Origin of the sequence: Bradyrhizobium sp. SZCCHNRI3043, assembly GCF_032377735.1 — a bacterium.
Classification (GTDB): Bacteria; Pseudomonadota; Alphaproteobacteria; order Rhizobiales; family Xanthobacteraceae; genus Bradyrhizobium.
This window is the reverse complement of record NZ_JAUHID010000012.1, coordinates 122978-146566: the sequence shown is the minus strand read 5'-3', so window position 1 is coordinate 146566 and position 23589 is coordinate 122978. Positions and strand designations below refer to the sequence as shown.

The 23589-nt window shown below is 65.6% G+C and carries 21 protein-coding genes and 1 tRNA gene; 9 read left to right on the top strand and 13 right to left on the bottom strand.

What is annotated here, in order from left to right; translation table 11 throughout:
* Window positions 1-2 precede the first annotated feature (2 nt).
* From QX124_RS22490 to QX124_RS22480, 3 genes are all read right to left on the bottom strand, one after another.
* The gene (locus QX124_RS22490) at window positions 3-620 is read right to left on the bottom strand and encodes a hypothetical protein (RefSeq protein WP_315798302.1); all 618 of its coding nucleotides are present in this window, start codon (window positions 618-620) and stop codon (window positions 3-5) included.
* Window positions 621-737: 117 nt separating this feature from the next.
* Window positions 738-1259, bottom strand: coding sequence for a xanthine phosphoribosyltransferase (gpt, locus tag QX124_RS22485; protein WP_315798301.1), 522 nt, complete (start codon window positions 1257-1259; stop codon window positions 738-740).
* Between the two features lie 38 nt (window positions 1260-1297).
* On the bottom strand, window positions 1298-2035 hold the full coding sequence (locus QX124_RS22480; protein ID WP_315771079.1) for a competence/damage-inducible protein A: 738 nt from the start codon (window positions 2033-2035) through the stop codon (window positions 1298-1300).
* A gap of 228 nt (window positions 2036-2263) precedes the next feature.
* Here QX124_RS22480 and QX124_RS22475 point away from each other — a divergent pair, with 228 nt between their 5' ends.
* From QX124_RS22475 to QX124_RS22455, 5 genes are all read left to right on the top strand, one after another.
* On the top strand, window positions 2264-3682 hold the full coding sequence (locus QX124_RS22475; RefSeq protein WP_315737454.1) for a circularly permuted type 2 ATP-grasp protein: 1419 nt from the start codon (window positions 2264-2266) through the stop codon (window positions 3680-3682).
* An 80-nt stretch (window positions 3683-3762) separates the two neighbouring features.
* Window positions 3763-4707, top strand: coding sequence for an alpha-E domain-containing protein (locus tag QX124_RS22470; protein ID WP_315737453.1), 945 nt, complete (start codon window positions 3763-3765; stop codon window positions 4705-4707).
* Between the two features lie 172 nt (window positions 4708-4879).
* Window positions 4880-5728, top strand: a complete 849-nt coding sequence (locus QX124_RS22465) for a transglutaminase family protein (RefSeq protein WP_315737452.1) — start codon at window positions 4880-4882, stop codon at window positions 5726-5728.
* Window positions 5729-5961: 233 nt separating this feature from the next.
* Window positions 5962-6720: a peptidase gene (locus QX124_RS22460; RefSeq protein WP_315714729.1), complete on the top strand. Its 759-nt coding sequence runs from the start codon at window positions 5962-5964 to the stop codon at window positions 6718-6720.
* Window positions 6721-6768: 48 nt separating this feature from the next.
* The gene (locus QX124_RS22455) at window positions 6769-7524 is read left to right on the top strand and encodes an SDR family oxidoreductase (protein ID WP_315798300.1); all 756 of its coding nucleotides are present in this window, start codon (window positions 6769-6771) and stop codon (window positions 7522-7524) included.
* Window positions 7525-7728: 204 nt separating this feature from the next.
* On the opposite strand, the gene QX124_RS22450 is transcribed toward QX124_RS22455, so the two are convergent.
* Window positions 7729-8955 carry an MFS transporter gene (locus QX124_RS22450; protein ID WP_315798299.1) on the bottom strand — a complete coding sequence of 409 codons (1227 nt, stop codon included), beginning with the start codon at window positions 8953-8955 and terminating at the stop codon, window positions 7729-7731.
* Between the two features lie 117 nt (window positions 8956-9072).
* On the opposite strand from QX124_RS22450, the gene QX124_RS22445 reads away from it, so the two are divergent.
* Window positions 9073-10320: a NupC/NupG family nucleoside CNT transporter gene (locus tag QX124_RS22445; RefSeq protein ID WP_315798298.1), complete on the top strand. Its 1248-nt coding sequence runs from the start codon at window positions 9073-9075 to the stop codon at window positions 10318-10320.
* Here the strand turns inward: QX124_RS22445 and QX124_RS22440 are convergent.
* The 3 genes from QX124_RS22440 to QX124_RS22430 all read right to left on the bottom strand — a co-directional run bounded on the left by QX124_RS22440 (window position 10258) and on the right by QX124_RS22430 (window position 13551).
* Window positions 10258-12279, bottom strand: coding sequence for an acyltransferase family protein (locus QX124_RS22440; protein ID WP_315798297.1), 2022 nt, complete (start codon window positions 12277-12279; stop codon window positions 10258-10260). The two genes, QX124_RS22445 and QX124_RS22440, sit on opposite strands and share 63 nt — an antisense overlap.
* A 221-nt stretch (window positions 12280-12500) precedes the next feature.
* Complete coding sequence (locus tag QX124_RS22435; protein WP_315798296.1) at window positions 12501-13079, bottom strand: cupin domain-containing protein; 579 nt, start codon at window positions 13077-13079, stop codon at window positions 12501-12503.
* Between the two features lie 187 nt (window positions 13080-13266).
* Window positions 13267-13551 (bottom strand): usg protein, encoded by a 285-nt coding sequence (locus tag QX124_RS22430; RefSeq protein ID WP_315776727.1) that lies wholly within the window; start codon window positions 13549-13551, stop codon window positions 13267-13269.
* 379 nt (window positions 13552-13930) lie between these two features.
* Here QX124_RS22430 and groES point away from each other — a divergent pair, with 379 nt between their 5' ends.
* Together groES and groL are read left to right on the top strand one after the other, a co-directional pair.
* On the top strand, window positions 13931-14245 hold the full coding sequence (gene groES / locus QX124_RS22425) for a co-chaperone GroES (RefSeq protein ID WP_008966485.1): 315 nt from the start codon (window positions 13931-13933) through the stop codon (window positions 14243-14245).
* A gap of 88 nt (window positions 14246-14333) precedes the next feature.
* A complete protein-coding gene (gene groL / locus QX124_RS22420; protein WP_315714737.1) occupies window positions 14334-15974 on the top strand; it encodes a chaperonin GroEL in 1641 nt (546 codons plus the stop codon).
* A 323-nt stretch (window positions 15975-16297) separates the two neighbouring features.
* On the opposite strand, the gene QX124_RS22415 is transcribed toward groL, so the two are convergent.
* From QX124_RS22415 to QX124_RS22390, 6 genes are all read right to left on the bottom strand, one after another.
* Window positions 16298-16870 carry a 2OG-Fe(II) oxygenase gene (locus tag QX124_RS22415; RefSeq protein ID WP_315798295.1) on the bottom strand — a complete coding sequence of 191 codons (573 nt, stop codon included), beginning with the start codon at window positions 16868-16870 and terminating at the stop codon, window positions 16298-16300.
* 150 nt (window positions 16871-17020) lie between these two features.
* Window positions 17021-18361, bottom strand: coding sequence for an RtcB family protein (locus QX124_RS22410; protein ID WP_315798294.1), 1341 nt, complete (start codon window positions 18359-18361; stop codon window positions 17021-17023).
* A gap of 516 nt (window positions 18362-18877) precedes the next feature.
* Window positions 18878-19414, bottom strand: a complete 537-nt coding sequence (locus QX124_RS22405; RefSeq protein ID WP_315759261.1) for an HNH endonuclease — start codon at window positions 19412-19414, stop codon at window positions 18878-18880.
* Window positions 19415-19453: 39 nt separating this feature from the next.
* Window positions 19454-19528 (bottom strand) — tRNA-Asp (locus QX124_RS22400).
* A 43-nt stretch (window positions 19529-19571) separates the two neighbouring features.
* A complete protein-coding gene (locus tag QX124_RS22395) occupies window positions 19572-19760 on the bottom strand; it encodes a hypothetical protein (protein WP_315798293.1) in 189 nt (62 codons plus the stop codon).
* A 1198-nt stretch (window positions 19761-20958) separates the two neighbouring features.
* Complete coding sequence (locus tag QX124_RS22390) at window positions 20959-22134, bottom strand: DUF2778 domain-containing protein (RefSeq protein ID WP_315798292.1); 1176 nt, start codon at window positions 22132-22134, stop codon at window positions 20959-20961.
* Between the two features lie 653 nt (window positions 22135-22787).
* Here QX124_RS22390 and QX124_RS22385 point away from each other — a divergent pair.
* Window positions 22788-23588 carry an FkbM family methyltransferase gene (locus QX124_RS22385; protein ID WP_315759258.1) on the top strand — a complete coding sequence of 267 codons (801 nt, stop codon included), beginning with the start codon at window positions 22788-22790 and terminating at the stop codon, window positions 23586-23588.
* Window position 23589: the final 1 nt, after the last annotated feature.

Genomic DNA, 23589 nt, shown 5'->3' with positions numbered 1-23589 from the left:
GGTCAGGTCATCGCGCTCGGATGCAGCACCGGCGCGTAGCCCGCCTTGATCGCGCGCAGCGTCGAGGGCGGGGTCAGCAGCAACGCGTCGGTGATCTCTGCGCGTGGCGCGTCATAGCCCGCCGCCGACCAGGGCAGCGCCCAGCCTTTTCGGATCAGAAAGCTCTCCTCGCCCGCCTGCACCATGGCGCCGTCGGGCAAGGCGGCGAGCGGCATCGGCAGCGGATGCAGGCGCTTGCGACCGCGATCGAGACGCTCGCGATGGAGCACCCGATCGATCTCGGAGACGCGCAGAGATCTGACGCCGTTGCCCTCCTCCCACGCCGCGCGAAACCTCTTGGCGTCGTCGCGCCGGCAATAGAAGCAGGGGCGATGACCGGCGGCGAAAGCCGTGGCCTCGTCGAGAAAGAACAGCTCGGTCCAGCTGCGCCGTGCCATCACCTCCCGGCGGCGGCCGCGGAAGTCGCACAGGCAGACCAGCCAGGCGGGGCTCGACCAGCGCTTCCTCAGCAGCGTCTTCGTCGCGGGATCATGGATGATGCCGCGATTGCCCGTGAAGAGGCCGCGGTGTGGCGTAGCAACGATGTCGCCGGTCGGCGTGACGCGATTCTGCAGAGGCATCCGTCTCCTCCGCCTTCGGCTCCGGAGCAGGCGAATAGCGAGTGGCAAATAGCGAATGGGGCAACCACCAGCCCCTATTCCCTATTCGCTACTCCCTATCCGCCATTCGCGCCCTCCTCACGCCGCCCCGTCGCGCAGCGGCGGCGCGAAGGACAGCGCGGTGTCCCAGGGGAAGAAGATCCAAGTGTCCTGCGACACCTCGGTGATGAAGGTGTCGACCAGCGGCCGGCCCTTCGGCTTGGCGTAGACGGTGGCGAAATGGGCGTCGGGGAGCAGGTCGCGCACCATGCGGCCGGTCTTGCCGGTGTCGACGAGGTCGTCGACGATCAGAAGCCCCTTGCCGGTGCCGCCGCCGAGCTCCGCGGTGTCGTTTGAAATCCCCTTGAGGACCTGGAGCTCGCCCTGCTTGGTGTGGTCGTAGCTCGCGATGCAGATCGTATCGATGACCCGCACGCCAAGCTCGCGCGCCACGATCGCCGCCGGCACCAGTCCGCCGCGGGTGATGGCCACCACGGCATGAAACGGCCCGATCTCGTTCAGCCGCCAGGTCAGCGCCCGGCAATCGCGATGAAACTGGTCCCAGGACACCGGGAAGGCCCGGCCCGCGCGCTCCTCTGCACTCAAAGTCTTGTCTGGCATCTCATCTCGTCCGTGGGTTCTCGAAAGCTGTCCCTGCTTTAGCGCGTCACGTTGAGCCCGGCGAGCATCTCCTTCACCGCTGCCATCGCGGCCGACAGCTTGTCCTGGTCGCGCGAGCGCACCACCAGATGCGTATTCGGCTTCTGGTCCTCGTCGATGAACGGATAGCTGCCGATGATGGTGTCCGGGTGCACCTTGGCGATCTCGCGCAAGGGACCGCCGATGTCGCCCTCGCGCGCATTGGCGCGCACCGTCTCGGACAGCATCCGCACGCCCGATTTCAGCTTCGGCGCCACGATGTCCATCATCGCCTGCATGATCGAGGGCACGCCGGCCATGACGATGACGTTGCCGAGCTTGAAGCCCGGCGCCAGGATGGTCGCGCTCTGGATCAGCTCGGCGCCGTCGGGGATGCGCGCCATGCGCAGCCGCGCCTCGTTGAGCTCCTGCTCGCTCCAGCGCTCTCGGAAGCGCGCCACCACCTCGGGATGGTGGTCGATGCCGACGCCGAACGCCTTCGCGATCGCATCCGCGGTGATATCGTCATGGGTCGGACCGATGCCGCCGGTGGTGAACACATAGGTGTAGCGATGCCGCAGCGCGTCGAGCGCCGCGATGATGTCCGGCTCGTCGTCCGAGACCACCCGGACTTCCTTGAGGTCGATGCCGAGATTGGTGAGGTATTCGGCGATGAAGCCGATGTTCTTGTCCTTGGTCCGGCCGGACAGGATCTCGTCGCCGATGACCAGCAACCCCGCGGTGACGATCTCGCTCATGGTTTCTCCTCGCATCTGCCGTCTCTTTTGGCCCGCCACGGCGCCAATGTCATCCGGAACGTCGCAGTCTATGCCGCGGATTTGAGCACGACGCAGCCGGTTTTTCGGGCATGGCTTCAGCAACCCCCACGAAATGCCGCAGGAGAATGCATATCGCGCTGGCCCGGCCCTTGCTACCGTCATGCAGAGTCATGCAGTGTATGGCGAGGCTGGGACACACGGGCATCTATGGCAGTTGCGTTCGACGAAATGAACGAGCCGGGCGGCGAGGTCCGTCAGGCTTATCAGGAGCTGTCGCGGTGGCTGAAGGAAACGCCGCCGGAGGCGCTGGAGTATCGCCGCCACGAGGCGGAGCTGCTGTTCCGGCGAATCGGCATCACCTTCGCGGTCTATGGCGAGGCGGAGGCGCAGGAGCGGCTGATCCCGTTCGACGTCATTCCGCGCATCCTGTCGGGCAAGGAATGGGCGCTGCTGGAAAAGGGGCTGAAGCAGCGCGTCAAGGCGCTGAACATGTTCCTGCGCGACATCTATCACGGCCGGGACATCCTGCGCGCCAACGTCGTGCCGGATGACCTGATCTTTCAGAATCCCGTGTTCCGCCCGGAGATGAACGGGCAGGACGTGCCGCACGACGTCTACGTCCACATTGCCGGCATCGACATCGTCCGCGTCGACGCCAACGACTTCATCGTGCTCGAGGACAACGCGCGCACGCCGTCCGGCGTGTCCTACATGCTGGAAAACCGCGAGATCATGATGCGGCTGTTTCCGGACCTGTTCGCGCGCCACCGCGTCGCGCCGGTCGAGCGCTATCCGGACGAGTTGCTGTCGGCGCTGCGCTCGGTCGCGCCGCTCAGCGCCTCGGCCGAGCCGACGGTGGCGCTGATGACGCCCGGCATCTACAACTCCGCTTATTACGAGCACTCCTTTCTCGCCGACAAGCTCGGCATCGAGCTGGTCGAGGGCCGCGACCTCATCGTCAAGAACGATGAGGTGTTCATGCGCACCACCGAGGGGCTGAAGCGGGTCGACGTGATCTACCGCCGCGTCGACGACGACTTCCTCGACCCCCTCACCTTCCGCCCCGACTCGGCGCTCGGCGTGCCCGGCCTGATGTCGGCCTACGTCGCCGGCAACGTCACGCTCGCCAACGCGGTCGGCACCGGCATCGCCGACGACAAGGCGATCTACTCCTACATGCCAGACGTCGTGAAGTTCTATCTCGGCGAGGAGCCGATCCTGAAGAACGTGCAGACCTGGCGCTGCCGCGAGCCGCAGGATCTGTCCTACGTGCTCGACCATCTCGGCGAACTCGTGGTCAAGGAGGTGCACGGCTCGGGTGGCTACGGCATGCTGATCGGCCCGGCCGCCACCAAGGCGACCATCGAGGCGTTCCGCGACAAGCTGAAGCGTGAGCCGGAGGGCTTCATCGCCCAGCCGACCTTGGCGCTGTCGACCTGCCCGACCTGCGTCACGTCAGGGCTGGCGCCGCGCCATGTCGACCTGCGCCCGTTCGTGCTCACCGGACGCGACCACACCACCATCGTGCCGGGCGGCCTCACCCGCGTGGCACTGAAGGAAGGCTCGCTGGTGGTCAATTCCAGCCAGGGCGGCGGCACCAAGGACACATGGGTGCTGGATGAGTAAGCCTCGCCTCACAAACCTTCGATCCATACTTGCCTTTCCCGCCAACGAGGCGGGATCACTCCGCAGCTTGTAGATTGCCCATGCTGTCGCGCACCGCCGAAAACCTGTACTGGCTGGCCCGCTACGTCGAGCGCGCCGAGTATCTCGCCCGCACCATCGACGCCACCTTGCGCGTCACCGCCCTTCCCGCGGCCTATATCGGCAAGACCAACGAGTGGGAGTCGGCGCTGATGACCGCCGGCGTCAATGTCAGCTTCTACGAGCACTACTCCGAGGCCAACGAGCAGAACGTCGTCGAATATCTCTCGTTCAATCCGTCGAACCCGTCCTCGATCAAGAACTGCATCGAGGCCGCCCGTCTCAATGCCCGCTCGGTCCGCACGGCGCTGACCTCGGAGATGTGGGACACGCTCAACGGTTCCTGGATCGAGCTGCAGGAGGTGTGGAGCAAGGGCACCAAGACGCGCGAGGATCTGGCGCGCTTCCTGCGCTTCGTGCAGGAGACCTCGCTGCGCTTCGACGGCTCGGCCTACCGGACGATGTTGCGCAACGACGCCTACTGGTTCTCGCGGCTCGGCCTGCATCTGGAGCGCGCCGACAACACCGCGCGTATTCTCGACGTCAAATATCACGTGCTGCTGCCCGAGGACGAGCATGTCGGCGGCCCGCTGGACTACTATCAATGGACCTCGATCCTGCGTTCGGTGTCGGCGCTCACGGCCTATCACTGGGTCTATCGCGAGACGCTGAAGCCCTGGCTGATCGCGGACCTCTTGATCCTCAACGACACGCTGCCGCGCTCGCTGGCGAGCTGCTACGGCAACCTCGTCCGCAATCTCGACCAGATTGGCGTCGCCTATGGCCGCCAGGGGGCGGCGCAGCGTCATGCCCGCGGCGTCCGCAACCGGCTCGACCACTCCAACATGGACGACATCTTCCAGCGCGGCGTGCACGAGTTCATCCAGGAGTTCATCGCCGACAATTCGCGACTTGGAGAGATCATCACCAAGCAGTATCTGATCTGAGCGCCCGGAGCGCAGCGGAAACAGCGATGGGCGGCCGTCGGACTGTGTCTGCGAGACCACGTCCGGCGCCGGGCGCCCTCCCCTTCGCCTGAGGGATCCTCCTTCCCCCTTTCAGGGAGAGGTGAAACGAGCTACCGCGGACAGCACATCTGACGAAGACTGGTCGACCGCCATGCGCCTGCGTATCTCCCATTCCACCACCTACCGCTACGAGCCAGCGGCGACCGGCGCCATCCAGATCATCCGCATGACGCCCGGCAGCAATGACGGCCAATATGTGGCGGAGTGGCAGATCGATGTGTCGACCGATGCCCGCCTCGACATGCATGAAGACGCATTCGGCAACGTCACCCATGTGATCACCCATGGCGCACTCGAGGACCTCACGATCACGGCCGAAGGCCTGGTCGAGACGCACGACACCGGCGGCGTGTTGAAGGGAGCGGACGAGCGCTTCCCGCCCAGCTTCTTCCTCCGGCAGACACCCCTCACGGCTGCCAATGCCGCCATGGCCGCCGTCGTGCGCGATCTGCGCGCGGAATCGGACAGCGACGTGCTCGGTCTTCTGCACACCCTGATGGTGCAGGTCTACGAGCACATGACCTTCGACGAGGATCCGACCCACAGCGGCACCTCGGCGGCGGAAGCCTTCGTGCTGAAGCGCGGCGTCTGCCAGGACTATGCGCATATCTTCATCGCCTGCGCGCGCGCCGCCGGCATCCCCGCGCGTTTCGTGTCCGGCCACTTCCTGCGCTCTGATGGTGCAGTGCACCAAGAAGCCGGCCATGCCTGGGCGGAAGCCTATGTGCCGAATCTCGGCTGGGTCGGTTTCGACGCCGCCAACTGCATCTGCACCACCGACGCCCATGTCCGGGTCGCCATCGGGCTCGATTATCTCGGCGCCGCCCCGGTGCGCGGCACCCGCTATGGCGGCGGGACCGAGACGCTCACCGTGAAGGTGAAGGTCGAGCAGGTCGGCCGCGGCGGCCCGTCGCAATCGCAGTCGCAGCGGCAGTCCTGAATTCTGGAACGCGCGCTCCACCCATGGTGTCATTCCGGGGCGCGCGAAGCGCGAGCCCGGAATCCATCGGGCGGCAGGATGGACGGAGGGATGGATTCCGGGCTCGTCGCTTCGCTCCGCCCCGGAATGACGACCTTTGCGGAGGGACCACTCATCCCGGCTTCGACATTGGCGGGGGTGGACGGGAGGCCGATTTTCGCTAGTAATTCGCGCAATGGCTCGAGGGGACTGAGATGACCTATTGCTGCGGAATTCTGGTGCGTGACGGCCTGGTCATGATCGCGGACACCCGAACCAATGCCGGTCTCGACAACGTCTCGACCTTCCGCAAGCTGCACATCTTCTCCAATCCGGGCGAGCGCATCGTGGCTGTCGCCAGCGCCGGCAATCTCGCCATCAGCCAGTCCGTCCTATCGACCTTGACCGAAGGGATGGAAGACCCCGACACCGGCGAGGTCGAGACGCTGATGAACGCGCCGACGATGTTTCAGGCCGCACAGCGCATCGGCAAGGCGATCCGCATGGTGCACGCCACCGAAGGCCCGGCGCTGAAGGCCGAAGACATCTCGTTCGACGTCTCCTTCCTGTTCGGCGGCCAGATCAAGGGCTCGCGGATGCGGCTGTTCATGGTCTACACCGCCGGCAACTTCATCGAATGCACCACCGACACGCCCTATCTGCAGATCGGCGAGCACAAATACGGCAAGCCGGTGCTCGACCGCGCCATGCATTACGACGTCGAGCTCTACGAGGCGCTGAAGACGGGCCTGATCTCGATGGACTCGACGATGCGCTCCAATCTCGGCGTCGGCCTGCCGATCGACGTCCTGGTGGTGCGCGCGGAGGCCTGCGAGGCCGACCTCAATCATCGCATCGAGGCCGGCGAGCCCTATTTCCACGATCTCCGCTCGCGCTGGTCGGCGGCCCTGCGCGCTGCGCATAACAACATTCCAAGGCCGCCCTATAAGACTCAGAGCGAGTCAAAACACTGAAACTGCAAAACACTTGAACTGCAAAACTTGAACTGAAGGTGAGGAAACATGGCTGAAGCGGCAAAGAAGATCGCGCTGGTGACAGGCGCAGGCACGGGGGTCGGCCGCGCCGCATCGCTGGCGCTGATGAAGGGCGGCTTCACCGTGGTGCTGGCCGGCCGCCGCAAGGAGATGCTGGAGGAGACCGCCAAGCTCGGCCCAGCCGGCATGAGCCTCCCCGTCTCCGCCGATATGATGGACCCCGCCTCGATCGCGGCGCTGTTCGACACCGTGAAGTCGACCTACGGCCGGCTCGACGTGCTGTTCAACAATGCCGGCATGGGCGCGCCACCGGTGCCATTCGAAGACCTCACCCTGCAGCAATGGCAGTCGGTGGTGGCGACCAACCTCACTGCGCCGTTCCTGTGCACGCAGCACGCCTTCCGCATCATGAAGGATCAATCGCCGCGCGGCGGCCGCATCATCAACAACGGCTCGATCTCGGCGCACGCGCCGCGGCCGTTCTCGTCGCCCTACACCTCGACGAAGCACGCGATCACGGGTCTGACGAAAGCGTCGAACCTCGACGGCCGCGCCTATGACATCGCGGTCGGCCAGATCGACATCGGCAACGCCGAGACGCCGATGACCGAGCGCATGGTCGGCGGCGTGCTGCAGCCCGACGGCCGCATGATGCCGGAGCCGCGCATGGACGTGAAGGCGGTCGGCGACGCCGTCGCCTACATGGCCGGCCTGCCGCTCGACGCCAACGTCCTGTTCATCACGGTGATGGCGACGAAGATGCCGTTCGTGGGACGGGGGTGATCACTTCTTCAGATCGCGCTCCCTGCTCTCTCCACTCGTCATTCCGGGGCGCGCGAAGCGCGAGCCCGGAATCCATAGCCACACGCGGTGGTGTGGCGCGAGATGGATGTGGCATTTATCTTCGTCACACGACGTCTCATTGTGATGGATTCCGGGCTCATCGCTGCGCGATGACCCGGAATGACAGAGAGAGAGGCATCCAGCCTACTCCAACCGCTCCACCTTCCGCAGCTCGGGGAACAGCTTCATCCACGCCAGCGCGATCGCGATGGTGCCGACGCCGCCGAGGATGGCGGCGGGCATGGCCCCTAGCAGCGCGGCGGTGACGCCGCTCTCGAACTGGCCGAGCTGGTTGGAGGCGTTGATGAACAGGAAGTTCACCGCGCCGACGCGGCCGCGCATCTCGTTGGGCGTCGCGAGCTGCACCAACGAGAAGCGGATCACGACGCTGATGGTGTCGGCGGCACCGAGAATGGCGAGCGCAGCGACCGAGATCCACATCACATGCGAGACGGCGAACACGACCGTCGCCGCGCCGAACACGATCACCGCCTGGAACATGCGCAGGCCGACGCGCCGCCGGATGGTGTAGCGCGCCAGCACCGCCGTCATCGCCAGCGCGCCGGCCGCGGGCGCTGCGCGCAGCACGCCGAGCCCGAACGGCCCGGCCTGAAGGACGTCGCGCGCATAGATCGGCAGCAAGGCCGTGACGCCGCCGAGCAGCACCGCGAACAGATCGAGCGAGATGGTGCCGAGAATCGCAGGATGGGCGCGGATGAAGCGGACGCCAGCGAACAGGTCGGCCTTGCTGCCGTCGATCCGCTCGACCGGCACGTCCTCCGGTACCTGCATCAGGCCGGTTAGCCCCATGCCGGCAATCCAGAACAGCATCATGATGCCATAGGGTAGACCCGGCGCGACCGCGTAGGCGAAGCCGCCGATGGCGGGACCGGCGATGGTCGCGAGTTGCGCGGCCCCGCTCGACAGTGCGCTCGCCCGCTGCAGCGTGCCTGCCGGGACGATCAGCGGCAGCAGCGCCGCAGTCGCGGGGCTCTCGAACGCCCCGGCAATGCCGAGCACGAAGATCGCAGCAAACAGTTCGAATTCGCCGAGCTGACCGGTGGTGGCGCCCCAGCACAGATAGAGCGCCGTCAGCGCCTCGACGAGCTGACAGAGCTGCACGACGCGCTTGCGCTGGAATCGGTCGGCGGCGCTGCCGGCGACGAACACCAGCAGCGCCGTCGGCAGGAACTGGATCAGCCCGACCATGCCGAGATCGAAGGCACGCCCGGTGAGATCGTAGATCTGCCAGCCGATCGCCACTGCGGCGATCTGGCTCGCAAAGCGCGACAGGCTGCGGGACGACAGGAAGAACAGGAACGCGCTTTGCTTCAAGAGATCGCGCGCGCCGATCGGGACGGTGGACGACATGGTGGCGCCTGCGTGACGCAGGCCCAACTGCTTGTCAATCGCAAGCCCCGCATGGCCGCACGGCATTGCGCGCGGCTGTTCCCTGCGCTCATAATGAAACGGCGTTCGGGGGATCTGATGCTGCAGCTGCAATCGGGGTTCGGGATCGTCGCGCTGCTCGCGATCGCATGGGCGCTCGGCGAGAACCGGCGCGCGGTGTCGCTGAAGCAGGCCGCGCTTGGCCTCGTGGTCACGATCCTGACCGCGCTCGTCCTGCTCAAGGTCCCCGCGGTTGCCCGCGCCTTCGGCGCCATCAACGAGGTCGTCGGCGCCATCTCGTCGGCCTCACGGGCCGGCACCTCCTTCGTCTTCGGCTATGTCGGCGGCGGCGCCCTGCCCTTCGACCTCAAGGCGCCCGGCGACGATTTCGTGCTCGCCTTCCAGGCGTTGCCGATCGTGCTGGTCATGAGCGTGCTGACCACGCTGCTGTTCTACTGGCGGGTGCTGCCGCCCTTGGTGCGCGGCATGGCATGGCTCTTGGAGCGCACCCTCGGCGTCGGCGGCGCCGTCGGCCTGTCGACCGCCGCGAATGTCTTCCTCGGCATGGTGGAAGCGCCGCTGTTCATCCGGCCGTATCTGGCGCAGATGACACGCAGCGAATTGTTTCTCGTCATGACCGGCGGCATGGCCGGAATCGCCGGCACCGTGCTGGTGCTCTACGCCACGCTGCTGGCGCCGCTGATCCCGGATGCCGCCGCGCATTTCGTCATCGCCTCGGTGCTCGGCGCGCCGGCGTCGATCCTGATCAGCCTGATCATGGTGCCGGAGACGTCGAAGCAACTCACCGGCGGCGCGCTCGGCGAGGAGACCCAGGCCACCTCGACGATGGACGCGATCGTCAAGGGCACCAGCGCCGGGCTCGAGCTGCTGATGAACATCGTCGCGCTACTGCTGGTGCTGGTCGCGCTGGTGCATCTCGCCAACGCGATCCTGTCGCTGTTGCCCGCCATCGGCGGCGCCGACATCTCGCTGCAGCGGCTGCTCGGCCTCGTCATGGCGCCGGTGTGCTGGCTGATGGGCCTGCCGTGGTCGGAGGCCGTCACGGCCGGCAGCCTGATGGGCACCAAGACGGTCCTCAACGAGCTGATCGCCTATGTCGAACTGGCGAAGCTCGATGCGACGGCGCTCGATCCGCGCGCGCGGCTGATCATGCTGTACGCGATGTGCGGCTTCGCCAACTTCGCCAGCCTCGGCATCATGATCGGTGGACTCGGTACGATGGCCCCGACACGGCGCGACGAGATCAACGCGCTCGGCCTCAAATCAATCGTCTCCGGCACCCTCACCACCTGCCTGATGGGTGCGATCGTCGGGCTGCTGACGTGAGCTGAGCTCGGTCGTCATCGGCAGCAGTTGCGGCACGATCCTCGCCATCACGAGCTGGGAGCCCTCCGCCGTGAGATGCGCATGATCGAACGACAGCGGGACGTCGCCGACCGTGAGCGGACAGCGGCCGTTCTCGCAGACCGCCGACAGGATCGAGATGTAGGACAGGCCTTCGCTCGTCGACAGCGCCGCCTGCATCGCCTGATCCAGCGCAAAGATGTCGGACCGGACGAACGCAACGGGATCCGGCGCCATGCCGCGCAAGGTGGCGCGCGCCAGCATCGAGGGCAGCCGCGCCCGGAATTGCACGGAGGGACCGAGCAGCACCACCGGAATGCCGGCCTCGCTGAGACGCGCCAGCGTCAGCCTGAGATCGCGCACCATACCGGCAAAGCGCGGCGGGCGGGCGTTCTCGAGCCAGTCCGCCGACATCACCACGAGATCGGGCCGCGCCGTCACGAAATAGTCGCGCATCTGGCTTGCCAGGGCGCGGCAGGCCGCGATCCCCTGCGTCTCCGCGCTGAAGGTCGGCATGCAGGTCGGCTGGCTCGCCTGCATGACGTTGACGGCCTGCGGATCGGTGCTCGCGGCGAGGCCGTGATAGTAGTGGGCCGCAAAGCTGTCGCCCCACAGCAGCACGTTGGTCTTGCCGGTCACCGGACGGAGACAATCCCCGGGCACGCGTCCGTCGGGCGTCGTGAAGCAGGTGCCATAGCGATAGACCGGCTTCATGTCGTAGGCGTTGTAGGCGTCCAGCCGCTGCGCCGCGCGGTCGGCGTCCGACACGACGCCGGCGCGGAGCAGGCCGACGCCGCTGCCGGCCAGCAGCACCAGGCTCGCCAGCGCCGCAAGGCCGAAGGCCGCGCGCGGGGTCGCTGCGAGCTGGCGATTGCGGAACGGTTGCTCGATGAAGCGCCAGGACAGCGTGGCGACCGCGACCGTGAGGGCGAACAACGCCGCCCGCTCCCAGCCGTCGAGCGCCAGGCCGGGCTTGGCGAAGCGCGCGAAGGCGAACAGCGGCCAGTGCCACAGATACAGCGAATAGGAGATGCGGCCGAAGAATGCCGCTACGCCGAGCGGTGACAACAGGCTACGCGGCACATTGGCAACGCCGACGCCGCTCCACAGGAACAGCGCCGCGCCAAGGCATGGCGCCAGCGCGTCGACGCCGGGAAAGCCCGGTCCCGGGCGCAGTGCCAGAATCGGCACCGCCATCAGCAGCAGCGACAGCGCGCGGGCGCCGCGCTGGGCGAGACCCGGCCGCGGTGCGGGAAGGCCGGATATCGCGACCAGGCTGCCGAGCAGGAATTCCCAGGCGCGCGGCGGGCTGAGGAAGAATGCGCTCGCGGACGCGCCGCCTCGCATCAGCAGCAGACCGAGCGCGAACGAGCCGGCAGCCAGCAGCGCCAGCGTGACCGGCAGCGCCAGCCGTCGCCCGCGCGCTATCAGCAACACGGCCCAGACCACGACGGGCAGTACCAGATAGAACTGCTCCTCGACGGCGAGCGACCAGGTGTGCAGCAGCGGCTTCTCGACCGCGGCGTGGTCGAAATAGCCGGACTGCTGCCAGAAGAAGATGTTCGAGGTGAAGGTGACGACGGCGGCCGCGGAACGGAAGAACTCGGCGCGCTCGGAGCCCAGCATGTCCTGCGACGCCGGGATCGCCGCGAACGCCACCATGGCGTAGAGCGCCGGCAGCAGCCGCCGCACCCGTCGCTCGTAGAATTGCGCGAACGAAAAGCGGCCCGCCGCCATCTCCGCGGCAATGATGCCGGTGATCAGGTAGCCGGAGATGACGAAGAAGATGTCGACGCCGACGAAGCCGCCGAAGATCGCCGGCGCCTCGAAATGGAATGCGACAACGGAGAGGACCGCGATGGCGCGCAGCCAGTCGATGTCCTCGCGATGGGCGGCACCTGGAGCCGAACCGGCGCCCGCGTTGGCGATGCGGGGCTGCATCGATGCGCGCGTGCGAGGCGCGCGCGGGATCGTGGGAGCGAACTGGACGACGAAGCGCGGCAACGGGACGGGTACGCCTTTACGCAAGCCCGCGGCGAACACCTCTTACGGATTCGTCGCCGGCCCATCCGTCCCAGTGACGCGAGACCGGATGTCAACACACACGCGCGATGGGACCGCCGTCCATCGCACGCGAATGTTTCCATCCATTTCTGTCGGCTTTACGTCGACAGTTCGACGGTTTTGAAGTCGGCCGGCAGGATCACTTCCAGCAGCTCGACGTCGTCGGAATAGTCGAGGATCATGTGCCGGATCTTCGGCGGCTGGGTCCAGCAGCTGCCCTCCTGCATCAGCGTCTCGCCGACGCCTTCGAGGTAGCTCTTCACCCAGCCCTTGAGCACATAGACCATCTGGAAGTCGACCGCATGGGTGTGCAGCTTGGAGACTTCCTGCGGATTGCATGGCGGCAGCATGCGGATGACATGCGCGCGCGCCAGCCCGTGAGTCGCGTCGGCGATGCCGAGGTCGCGGTAATGCGCATAGGCGCGCAGGCCGTCGGCCTTGAAGTCCTCCTCGCGGTGATGGCTGATGGCGACCTTCTGTTTGCGCCGGCGCGGCGCCGGCGCTGGTCGCCCCTTGCTCGCGAGCGCCTTGCGCGCCGAGGGTTTCGCCACCCTACCCGGCTTGGCGGGCGCCGCGAAGGCGGTCTTCGCCGTCGGCTTTGTCTTTGCGGTTTTTCGCGGCGCGGCTTTTGCGGCGGCGCGTGATGCTGATTTGGCGGTGCGGCTCTTCTTGGCCATGGCGCTCTCCCTGCGTGTCCTCGCACGCGAGGATAGCACAACCTGCCGCTTTGCGGGTCGACCGATCGACGACCTCAACAGGGCCGAGGCAGCGCCTAACCCGGATGAGCGAAACGACATCCGGGGACTCACGCGCGTCCGCGTTGAACCCGGATATCGCTTCGCTCATCCGGGCTACGCGTCGGCCTCAATGCAGCCGGAAGATGCCGTCGACGGCGCGCAGCTCGGCCGGCTTGATCAGCTTGGAATGCGCCACCGTGACCGAGTACAAGGGGCCCTCGATCTTCTCCTGCCAGAACGCCAGGAAGTCCTGCAGCGCGGGGAATTTCGGAAACAGGTCGTAGTTCTGCCAGACGTAGGTCTGCAGCAGCGAGCGGTGATCCGGCATCCGATACAGGATCTGCGCGGTCGTCAGCCCGTAACCCAGCACCTGTTTCCGAAAGTCCTCGGAAACCTCAACCTTCGACACCATGCCAACCTCCGTTTCTGGAGCGCATGTCCGGTGTGGCAACCGGGATCGAGCCACCCGGCAAAGATGCGCTCACTGCCAAGAAATGTGACGCATGTCCTCAACCCATCTCAAGCTTAAATGTTTAACGACATGTTGAAAAATGCTGCATTAGCAGCCACTTAGCCCAGGTGCTAATACGGGGTTTCATGGTTCGTTCCGCTCTTGTTAACGCTATCGGAACGCTTTGGCAGAGCCCGCAGTTGACTGCTAATTTTTCTGCTACAAGCCCTTGTCCGGCTGAATGCTCTCCCCTAAATCCAGCCCACGTGCTGGCACTCGCCGGCACCGACTGCCAAAATTCCAGAAACTGACAATCGCCTCAATAGCTTAGGAGGACTGTATGGCTTTCCGTCCGCTTCACGACCGCGTCGTGGTCAAGCGCATCGACGCCGAAGAGAAGACCGCTGGCGGCATCATCATCCCCGACTCGGCCAAGGAGAAGCCCTCGCAGGGCGAAGTGATCGCGGTGGGCCCGGGCGCCCGCGACGAGAGCGGCAAGCTGGTCCCGCTCGACGTCCAGGTCGGTGATCGCGTGCTGTTCGGCAAGTGGTCGGGCACCGAGGTCAAGATCGACGGCCAGGAGCTGCTGATCATGAAGGAAAGCGACATCATGGGCGTGCTCACCGACACCGCGTCGAAGAAGAAGGCCGCCTAAGCCCAACCCGCTCAACGCTCACCCTGAGGAGCGCCTGCGGGCGCCCTGCCCAGGGTGAGACGACCAATTCAACTCAGGGAAACCCAATATGTCAGCAAAAGACGTTAAGTTCGGCGTCGACGCCCGCGATCGCATGCTGCGCGGCGTGGACATCCTCGCCAATGCCGTCAAGGTCACGCTCGGCCCGAAGGGCCGCAACGTCGTCCTCGACAAGTCGTTCGGCGCTCCCCGCATCACCAAGGACGGCGTCACCGTCGCCAAGGAGATCGAGCTCGACGACAAGTTCGAGAACATGGGCGCACAGATGGTGCGCGAAGTCGCCTCCAAGTCCGCTGACGCGGCCGGCGACGGCACCACCACCGCGACCGTGCTGGCCCAGGCCATCGTGCGCGAAGGCGCCAAGGCGGTTGCCGCCGGCATGAACCCGATGGATCTGAAGCGCGGCATCGACCTCGCGGTCGAGGCGGTCGTCGCCGATCTCGTCAAGAACTCCAAGAAGGTCACGTCGAACGACGAGATCGCCCAGGTCGGCACCATCTCCGCCAACGGCGACGCCGAAATCGGCAAGTTCCTGGCCGACGCCATGAAGAAGGTCGGCAACGAGGGTGTCATCACCGTCGAGGAAGCCAAGTCGCTCGAGACCGAGCTCGACGTGGTCGAGGGCATGCAGTTCGACCGCGGCTACATCTCGCCCTACTTCGTCACCAACGCCGACAAGATGCGCGTCGAGATGGATGACGCCTACATCCTGATCAACGAGAAGAAGCTGTCGTCGCTGAACGAGCTGCTGCCGCTGCTCGAGGCCGTGGTGCAGACCGGCAAGCCGCTGGTCATCGTCGCCGAGGACGTCGAGGGCGAGGCGCTCGCCACCCTGGTCGTCAACCGCCTGCGTGGCGGCCTGAAGGTCGCCGCCGTCAAGGCGCCGGGCTTCGGCGATCGCCGCAAGGCCATGCTGCAGGACATCGCGATCCTGACCGGCGGTCAGGCGATCTCGGAAGACCTCGGCATCAAGCTCGAGAACGTCAACCTCTCCATGCTCGGCCGCGCCAAGAAGGTGATGATCGACAAGGAGAACACCACGATCGTCAACGGCGCCGGCAAGAAGGCCGACATCGAGGCGCGCGTTCAGCAGATCAAGGCGCAGATCGAGGAGACCACCTCGGACTACGACCGTGAGAAGCTGCAGGAGCGTCTGGCCAAGCTCGCGGGCGGCGTCGCGGTGATCCGCGTCGGCGGCGCGACCGAGGTCGAGGTCAAGGAGCGCAAGGATCGCGTCGATGACGCGATGCATGCGACCCGCGCGGCTGTCGAGGAAGGCATCCTGCCGGGCGGCGGCGTCGCCCTGCTGCGTGCTTCCGAGCAGCTCAAGGGCCTGCGCACCAAGAACGACGACCAGAAGACCGGCATCGAGATCGTCCGCAAGGCGCTCTCCGCCCCGGCCCGCCAGATCGCGATCAACGCGGGCGAGGACGGCTCGGTCATCGTCGGCAAGATCCTGGAGAAGGACCAGTACGCCTATGGCTTCGACAGCCAGACCGGCGAGTACGGCAACCTGGTCTCCAAGGGCATCATCGACCCGACCAAGGTGGTTCGCGCCGCGATCCAGAACGCCGCCTCCGTGGCTGCGCTGCTGATCACGACCGAAGCCATGGTCGCCGAGCTGCCGAAGAAGAACGCCGGCGGCCCGGCGATGCCTCCGGGCGGCGGCATGGGCGGCATGGACTTCTAAGGTCCAGCCTCCTCAAGAGATACGAAGGGCGCGGCGAAAGCCGCGCCCTTTTTGTTGCGCCGGGGCCCGAATGTCGCCGGAGCTCATGCGGGCTTCGTCGCTAAACTCCTCTCCGCCGTCATTCCGGGACGTTCAAGCGCAAAATGGCGAAGCCATTTTGGAGCAGCGCGAATGAGCCCCGAATCCATAGCCCGAGCGGTGGTTGGTCGAAGACAGACGCCACAAGCACCTCGCACCATGCGACGGCCTGTGGATTCCGGGCTCGCGCTACGCGCGCCCCGGAGTGACGAACGGAGAGCGCGCGCCTTGTGCGACGCGCCCCCTCACCTGCTCCGCCGATACATCACGTCCGTCCGCAGCACGTATTTGCGCCGCCTCGTCACGGGATCGCCGCGATGCATGATCGGGTGATGGAACAGCAGCGCCATGCCCTTCTCCGGCGTGATGCGCAACGGACCATCCGGCATCAGGCCGGTGTCGTCGCAGAACGACGTCGTGCCACCTTCGAAATCATCGTTCAGATAGATCATGAAGGTGAACTGGCTGCGCTCGCCATCGTCACGCTCGAAATGGCAGTCGCGATGCCATTCGAACTTCTGTCCGACATCATAGCGATACAGCCGCAGCCGCTCGTTCAGCCCGACCGGCTGCCAGCGATGCTGGAACGACGGTGCGAGATGGCCGGCGAGCCGCTGATAGAGCCCTTGCGCGCGCTCGGTATCGTCGACGATGACGCGATCGTTGTTGCGATAGTCCTTGACGCTGCGCGGCGCGAACAACGTCGCCTCCTCGAAGCCCATCTGCTCGCCCAAGCGGATGTAGTCCTCGCACTCGGCAGTGGAGAAGAAGTTCGCAATCGTCTCGATATTGTCGGCGTGCCAGGTCAGCCCGGTCATGATCGTGTCTCCGTCATCGTTGCGCAATCGCGTAGCCCGGATGAGCAAAGGCCGGCGCCTTGCGGGCGCAGGCCGGAGCGACATCCGGGGTCTCACGAACTGCACGTGCGGACCCGCATGTCGCCTGCGCTCATGCGGGCTACGAGAGGCTCAATCCTTGAACGGATCGAACTCGCCCTCGCCCGCCATCACCACGGCGAACGGCCGCAGCGTATGCACCACCCTCACCGAGCCGGCGTGCTCGGCCAGCACCTCGGGCAGACGGCGATAGGCCATCGGGCTCTCGTCGAGATCGGCGCCGATCAGGGTGACGCCGCGGCCCTGCAGCCAGGCGTCCATCTCGGCGCGCGTGAAGCGCCGCTTCGCCTCTCGCCGCCCGAACAGCCGCCCGGCGCCGTGCACCGTGGAGTACAGCGAGGCCTTGGCCTCCTCCGACTCCACGCCCTCGATGATGACGGCGTCGTCGCCCATCGAGCCGCCGACGAAACCGCGCTGGCCTGGGAAGGCCGGCGTGGCGCCCTTGCGCACCACCCACAGGTCACGCCCGTCATGGGTCTCACGCCAGGCATAGTTGTGGTGGTTGTGCACGCTGTCGGTGACCGCACCGCCAATGATCTGGCGCACGCGTTCGGTCACCCACTCGCGTCCCGCATAGGCGTAGCGCCCGGCGAGCTGCATCGCTGCGATGTAGCGCTGCCCGATCTCCGAGTCCTCGTCGACGACGGCGGGCGGCACATTCATGCCGTCCTTGCCGCCGGCCGCCTTGAGGTAGCGCGTCGCCGAGGTATGGCCGAGACCACGGCTGCCGAAATGCACGCCGATCCAAACGAAGCCGTTCTCGTCGCGCATCAGGTCGACATAGTGGTTGCCCGAGCCGACCGTACCAAGCTGGCCGGCCGCCTTCTGCCGATACGCATCCATATCCGACATGCGCCAGGCATCGGCTTCGTCGAATAGCTCATGGTCGACGCGCGCGGCGTTCTTGCGGCCGACACCGAACGAGATCACCTTCGACACGTCCTTGATGATCGTGCCGACCCTGTCCTCGATCGCGCTGAAGGGCGTGTCGAGCCGCACGGCCATGTTGCCGCAGCCGATGTCGAAGCCGACGCCGGAGATGCTGATCTGCTTCTCATAGGCGACGACGCCGCCGACCGGCTGGGCATAGCCGAGATGGCCGTCCGCACAGATCACGCCGGCCACGGCGTTGCCGACGGCCATGCAGTTGCGCATCTGGGCGATCGTCGCGTCCTCATGGCGACCAAACACCTTCAACGGGCTGTTCTGATACTGCGCGGCCCGTGGCAGGCTCGCGACCGTGTCGCCCAGCGCCGCGGCCTCGCGCGCCAGCTGCTCCTTGCGCGCGGCGTCGCGGAACGTGCACCACAGCGGCATCGACCGCTGCCCGGGCCGCTCGACCCGTGCATCCGGATCGAGCCCGGCCTCGATCGCCAATTGCCTCGCGCGCTCCTGATAGGGATCGGCTCGCATGTGATCCTCCTCACTCGTTCATGCATGACCCTGTCGCGCCGGCGTGGCGCTGCAATGATCGGGACTTGCACGGCGTGACGCCGCGCAAGTCCGGTGGTGCAAACAGAGAGACGGATCTGATCGGAGTGTCCCGGATGGGACATCAGCCTGGCGGATCGTCTCTCTGGCGTTCAAGACAGAGGGACGATCCCGCTGCCTCGCTGCCAATTGATTGTGACGGGACAGCGCGCTCCCCGCGGAGACTGCCGGCACGCACTGGACGCAATCACGGCGCCGCAGTTGCGGCAGCGCGCTGTCCTCTATCTGACGTGGGGTCGAAATCGACATGGCTCTCTCTCGCTGGCGGATGTCTACCGGATAAGTTGGCGCCTGCTCTTACAAGATTTTAAGTACGTAGCCCGGATGAGCGAAGCGACATCCGGGTTCGTCCGAATCACCTGTGAGACCTCGGATATCACCCACGCCGACGCCCTTTGGGCATCGGCGCGGGCTCATCCGGGCTACGCGTTCGTTTCTTCAACGCTCGAGCTCCACATCCCAGTACAAATAATCCTGCCAGGTCACGTGCAGGAATCTCGGCGGAAACAGGCGCTGCGCGGCCATCAGCTCGTGCCGTGCCGGCTCGAACGGCGGCCGCCGCGGCTTGAGATGGCGCCGGTCCTTGCGCGCGTTGCAGGGACTGCAGGCGGCGACGATGTTGGTCCACGACGTCTCGCCGCCGTCGACGCGCGGCACGACGTGATCGAAGGTCAGCTCGCCGTGGAGATAGCGGCCACCGCAGTACTGACATTCGAAGCGATCGCGCAGGAACACGTTGAAGCGCGTGAACGGGACGCGCGTCGCCGGCCTGACGTAATCGCGCAACGCGATCACCGACGGCAGCCGCATGGTGACGCTCGGGCTGCGCACGACGCGGTCGTACTCTGCGACCACGACGTGTGACTCGCCGACAACGGCCCTGATCGCGTCCTCCCAGCAGACCACCGACAGCGGGAAATAGCTCAGCGGCTGGAAGTCGGCGTTGAGAACCAGCGCCGGGTTTGTTGCTGACATCGTCGACCTCCTCTCTTCGCTTCATCTGCCCGGTCGTGTTGGCGCCCATGACGGGAATCGAACCCGCCTTCCCGGATCGACAATCCGGTCCCTTCACCAGACGGGAACATAGGCCATGTCATCGCGCCCGGACTGCACCGGGCATGGTCATCGTCAATCAGTCGAACGCGACCGGAGCGTGCTCCAGCTGAACGCCGTTGATGTAGTCGAGATAGATCTGGCGAGCCCGTGCCTCGCTGACGCCGCGGCACGTCATGACGATGCGCACGAAGGCAACCGCCACCGGCGAGCACAGCGCTCGGGCGTGGTCGACTATCTCGGAATCTGGGCTCATCATGCGGGTCATCAGACCCTCCGCTATGTCTGCGGAGGGTGAGATCCCGCCGCCGGTTACGCTTGTGCTGGAATTTCGCGTCCCGATGTCGTCAGGGACAGCTTGAGATCATTCGGACCCTGACAGGCGACGCCCATGCCGAACCCATCGCGCGACCAGTTAAGCGGTCGTTCGTTGGCGGGGGTGTTCGCGAGATGTGAGCGTAGGCTCAACACGGTTGTGGTCCTCAAGAGCGCGCCGGCGAACGGCGCGTCAATTTCGATGGGGCAGAGCTATGCGCAGAATTTTCCGAAGCCGTCAAGGCCGGAGGGGGAAGCCATGACGGCGCGCCTCCGGCGACGCGACAGATTTGCAACGACCAGATTGGTCGTCGGGCAAATCAGTTGCGCATTATGGCGAGCTACAAGGCCGCAATCGGCCATGCGAGAGGTCGAAAACGCGTGCGCGCGAAAATTCGTTTGTCGAGCCGGGTCAATGGGATCGCCCCGCTCACCGCCAACCCCGAACATTTTCCTGTTTCCAAAAATCAGAAACCGTGCATTCTATGCCGGTCCCGTCCTCATGAGAGGGGCGCTTCGCGATCGTCATGAACGTGGAGGGCGGGATGCGGTGGGCGCGTCGGGTTGCAGCGTGATCTGATCACGCGGACGAACGATCCGGTGCGCACGGCGAAGTCGTGATGTCCTGGCACCCCGATGCTGGTGTCAAGGTCGGAGAGACGAATGCTCCGACCGATGGTGGCCAGAAAGCCCGGCGCACCAGGGAGACCACGTATAAGCCGTAAGGCCATCGCGCGGGGAATGCCGGATGATGCGGCTGAACCTGTGGTGACTGCCGCCTGCTTTTTCTTCTGCAGGCGGGCCATGGGTGAGGCCCTCACCCGGCATTCCCCGCGCCCTCTTCCGATTTCGGAGGGCCAGTTTACGAGCAGCACTCGGGCGCCAGGCGCCGCGAGAATGCGCAGTCATGGCCGTGCTTTTTGAAGCGTGAAACGGATCTCATTCCGGCCCCGGCTCAACGCCAGGCGACGGCGTTGTTTGTCGATGCAGGACCTGTGGGGTGGGCAAAGTGGCCGACGAAGGCGGCAGCGTGCCCACCGTCAATCAGCCCTCTCCTCGGCAAAACGGTGGGCACGGCGCCAACTACAAATATTCGTGTGGCACGCGCGGAATGGGCGCCTTTGCCCACCCTACTCCGTAACGGCTGCGCCTCAGTCGATGCGCGAGAGCACGGCGAGCTTGCGGATGCCCTTGTTCTTGTAGGCATCGAGGAACGCGTAGTAGTCGCGGAACGAGACGCAGCCATTGGAGTCGCCGTTCGGCCCGAGCATGAAGGTGTGGGCCAGGAGGCCGTTACGACCGTGGATCGCGTCCTCGCCGCCGATCGGGTTGAGCCGCAGCGCCGGCACGCCGTGGAACAGCGCCTCGCGCGGCTTCAGCTCGTAGATGTGCGGCGGCGTCACGCCGCGCATCTTGATCTTCTCCGAGCTCGGCTTGTCGAGGTTGTCGCCGAGGCCGGAATGTGCCTCGAGCTTGGTGCCGTCGGGCAGATACACCGCCTTGGCCGAGATGTCGTAGACTGCGGTGCTCAAATCATACGGCGGCCGGCCGCCGCGGGTCGGATCCTTGGCGATGCTGGCGGTGATGTTGGAATCAGCCGAGGCATAGGCCAGGAGGCCGCCATCCTGGTTCTCCGGCTTGCCCCAGAGCTTTTCCTGGATCGAATGTCGGTCGCCGGCGATCGACAGCACCGCCGCCTTGGCGCGCTCGGTCATCGCGCGCAGCGAGAAGCCACTGCTCTTCGGCGGATTGGCCTCGGCGGCCTGCGCCGGCGTCGCGGGCTGCGCGGCCGGCTTGGCATTGGCGAGCGCCAACTGCATCGGCGGCCGGGCATCCTTCTTCGGCGCCTCGGCGACCTTCGCAGTCTCGGCCGGCTTGGCTTCGACCGACTTGGCCTCGATCTGCTTGGCCTCGATCTGCTTGGGCGCGGCTTCGGCGAGCCTGGGCAGCGGCGGCGCGCCGTTCGCGGCGTTGGAGGCGACGCCCTGCGGCACGGCCGCGCCGAAGCGGTCGTTGAACATCTGCGGCGTGATGGCGGCGACCGTGGTGACGGGCGGAGATTCCGGGAATGCCGAGAAGGCCTCACCCACCGCATCGGCGGCGCTGCGCGTCGCAAGCCGCGGCGCCGGGCGCACGACGGGCTCATCCTGCTCGATGCTGCCCAGGGTCGGATAGGCATCGGCCGCGATGATCTTGGTATAGACCGTCACAGCGCAGCCCCCGATCAGGCATGCGATTGCCGCGCCACCGATCAATTTGTGAGAGAACGCGATCAGGGAAGACTTCCTGCGATTTCGTGCGGCCAACGCAGCTCGACTGTTACTCATTCACTCACGCCCGAACGAATACTCGATAACTCTCGCTCGATGCGCCACGGACAACCGCTTTGCATCTCGCAGAAGCACAGAGCTTCATTAGGGCGACTTTTAGTTAAATGCTGATTAAGTTTTGGCAGATTAAGGGCGGGTTAACCATGGACGTCTGTTTTGCCGGCAAACAGGGCAAAAACAGGGCGAAATTCCAGCCAAAAGCAATATTGCCGCCCCAGGCCGTTCCTGAGGAGCAGCATTCGACGGCCGCCGGAATCCGTAAACCATCGCAGGCCGCGTTAACGATTGAGCTCTGCCAGAGGGGCGCTATCGATGACTCACGTTTAGGCGTGCTGACGAGGGAAAGGGCGTAGTTTTCACTTGTTCAAGGCCCCTGCTCGGACATGGTCTTGCCGATCTTCTCGACGCGGCTGAAAGCATTGGTCACGTACAATCGCATGTCGCCCGGTCTCCGCGGCAATCGGATCAGGACGGTCGTGGTCCAAGGCGCAATGGCGACGGCAGCCGCAGGTGGACCGCATCCGTAACAAGCCGGGATTTTCCGCGCTGTGGACACCGGCGGCGGTATGGTAGGGAACGATTCTCGGCAACACTCCGCCGGCGAATCGTACCGCGTCCGCTCCCTGCCGAACACGACACGAGAGGACTCCATGCAGATCCCCGACCGGAAGCTGGCCTTCGTCTTGGCCGCGAGCAATCACGGGACGATGATCGTCAACCGGCTCGACTATCGCATGGTCGACGCCAACCGGGGCTACGGCGTCGGCTATCAGATCCTCGACACGGGGGCTTTCGATCCGGGCGAGGTGCAGCTCGCCGTTCGCCTACTCGGCTTGCGCCGCCGGCACCATGGCGATGGCGCCGTCGCGATCGACTGCGGTGCCAATATCGGCGTCCACACCATCGAATGGGCGAAGGCGATGACCGGCTGGGGATCCGTGCTCTCGATCGAGGCGCAAGAACGGATCTACTACGCGCTCGCCGGCAACATCGCGATCAACAACTGCTTCAATGCGATCGCCATCCATGCCGCAGTCTCGTCGGAGCGCGGCGTGCTCAACATCCCAAGCCCGAACTACCTGACCCCATCGAGCTTCGGCAGCCTCGAGCTGCGCCAGCGTCCCAACACCGAGTTCATCGGCCAGGCCATCGACTATGCGGACAACACCGTCGAGGTGCGCAAGCTCCCGCTGGACGATTTCAATCTGCCGCGCTGCGACCTGATCAAGCTCGACGTCGAGGGCATGGAGATCGAGGCGCTCGAAGGCGCGGCGGCGACGATCGAACGCTGCACGCCGATCATGCTGATCGAGAAGATCAAGACCGATGCGGAGCAGCTGCGGCAATGGCTGGATTGCCGCGGCTACAAGACCATCGATGCCGGCATCAACATGGTCGCAATTCATGCGCGGGACAAGGCGCTGGCGGACATCATCCCGCAGCAGCCCTGAA

Excerpts from the sequence above, each read along its gene's own strand:
- QX124_RS22410 (WP_315798294.1), bottom strand. The coding sequence starts at position 18,361 with ATGCGAGCCGATCCCTATCAGGAGCGCGCGAGGCAATTGGCGATCGAG.
- QX124_RS22475 (WP_315737454.1), top strand. The coding sequence starts at position 2,264 with ATGGCAGTTGCGTTCGACGAAATGAACGAGCCGGGCGGCGAGGTCCGT.
- QX124_RS22385 (WP_315759258.1), top strand. The coding sequence starts at position 22,788 with ATGCAGATCCCCGACCGGAAGCTGGCCTTCGTCTTGGCCGCGAGCAAT.
- QX124_RS22450 (WP_315798299.1), bottom strand. The coding sequence starts at position 8,955 with ATGTCGTCCACCGTCCCGATCGGCGCGCGCGATCTCTTGAAGCAAAGC.
- QX124_RS22405 (WP_315759261.1), bottom strand. The coding sequence starts at position 19,414 with ATGTCAGCAACAAACCCGGCGCTGGTTCTCAACGCCGACTTCCAGCCG.
- QX124_RS22415 (WP_315798295.1), bottom strand. The coding sequence starts at position 16,870 with ATGACCGGGCTGACCTGGCACGCCGACAATATCGAGACGATTGCGAAC.
- QX124_RS22465 (WP_315737452.1), top strand. The coding sequence starts at position 4,880 with ATGCGCCTGCGTATCTCCCATTCCACCACCTACCGCTACGAGCCAGCG.
- groES (WP_008966485.1), top strand. The coding sequence starts at position 13,931 with ATGGCTTTCCGTCCGCTTCACGACCGCGTCGTGGTCAAGCGCATCGAC.
- QX124_RS22470 (WP_315737453.1), top strand. The coding sequence starts at position 3,763 with ATGCTGTCGCGCACCGCCGAAAACCTGTACTGGCTGGCCCGCTACGTC.
- QX124_RS22440 (WP_315798297.1), bottom strand. The coding sequence starts at position 12,279 with ATGCAGCCCCGCATCGCCAACGCGGGCGCCGGTTCGGCTCCAGGTGCC.
- QX124_RS22395 (WP_315798293.1), bottom strand. The coding sequence starts at position 19,760 with ATGACCCGCATGATGAGCCCAGATTCCGAGATAGTCGACCACGCCCGA.
- QX124_RS22480 (WP_315771079.1), bottom strand. The coding sequence starts at position 2,035 with ATGAGCGAGATCGTCACCGCGGGGTTGCTGGTCATCGGCGACGAGATC.
- gpt (WP_315798301.1), bottom strand. The coding sequence starts at position 1,259 with ATGCCAGACAAGACTTTGAGTGCAGAGGAGCGCGCGGGCCGGGCCTTC.
- QX124_RS22490 (WP_315798302.1), bottom strand. The coding sequence starts at position 620 with ATGCCTCTGCAGAATCGCGTCACGCCGACCGGCGACATCGTTGCTACG.
- QX124_RS22445 (WP_315798298.1), top strand. The coding sequence starts at position 9,073 with ATGCTGCAGCTGCAATCGGGGTTCGGGATCGTCGCGCTGCTCGCGATC.
- QX124_RS22430 (WP_315776727.1), bottom strand. The coding sequence starts at position 13,551 with ATGGTGTCGAAGGTTGAGGTTTCCGAGGACTTTCGGAAACAGGTGCTG.
- QX124_RS22460 (WP_315714729.1), top strand. The coding sequence starts at position 5,962 with ATGACCTATTGCTGCGGAATTCTGGTGCGTGACGGCCTGGTCATGATC.
- QX124_RS22455 (WP_315798300.1), top strand. The coding sequence starts at position 6,769 with ATGGCTGAAGCGGCAAAGAAGATCGCGCTGGTGACAGGCGCAGGCACG.
- QX124_RS22390 (WP_315798292.1), bottom strand. The coding sequence starts at position 22,134 with ATGAGTAACAGTCGAGCTGCGTTGGCCGCACGAAATCGCAGGAAGTCT.
- QX124_RS22435 (WP_315798296.1), bottom strand. The coding sequence starts at position 13,079 with ATGGCCAAGAAGAGCCGCACCGCCAAATCAGCATCACGCGCCGCCGCA.
- groL (WP_315714737.1), top strand. The coding sequence starts at position 14,334 with ATGTCAGCAAAAGACGTTAAGTTCGGCGTCGACGCCCGCGATCGCATG.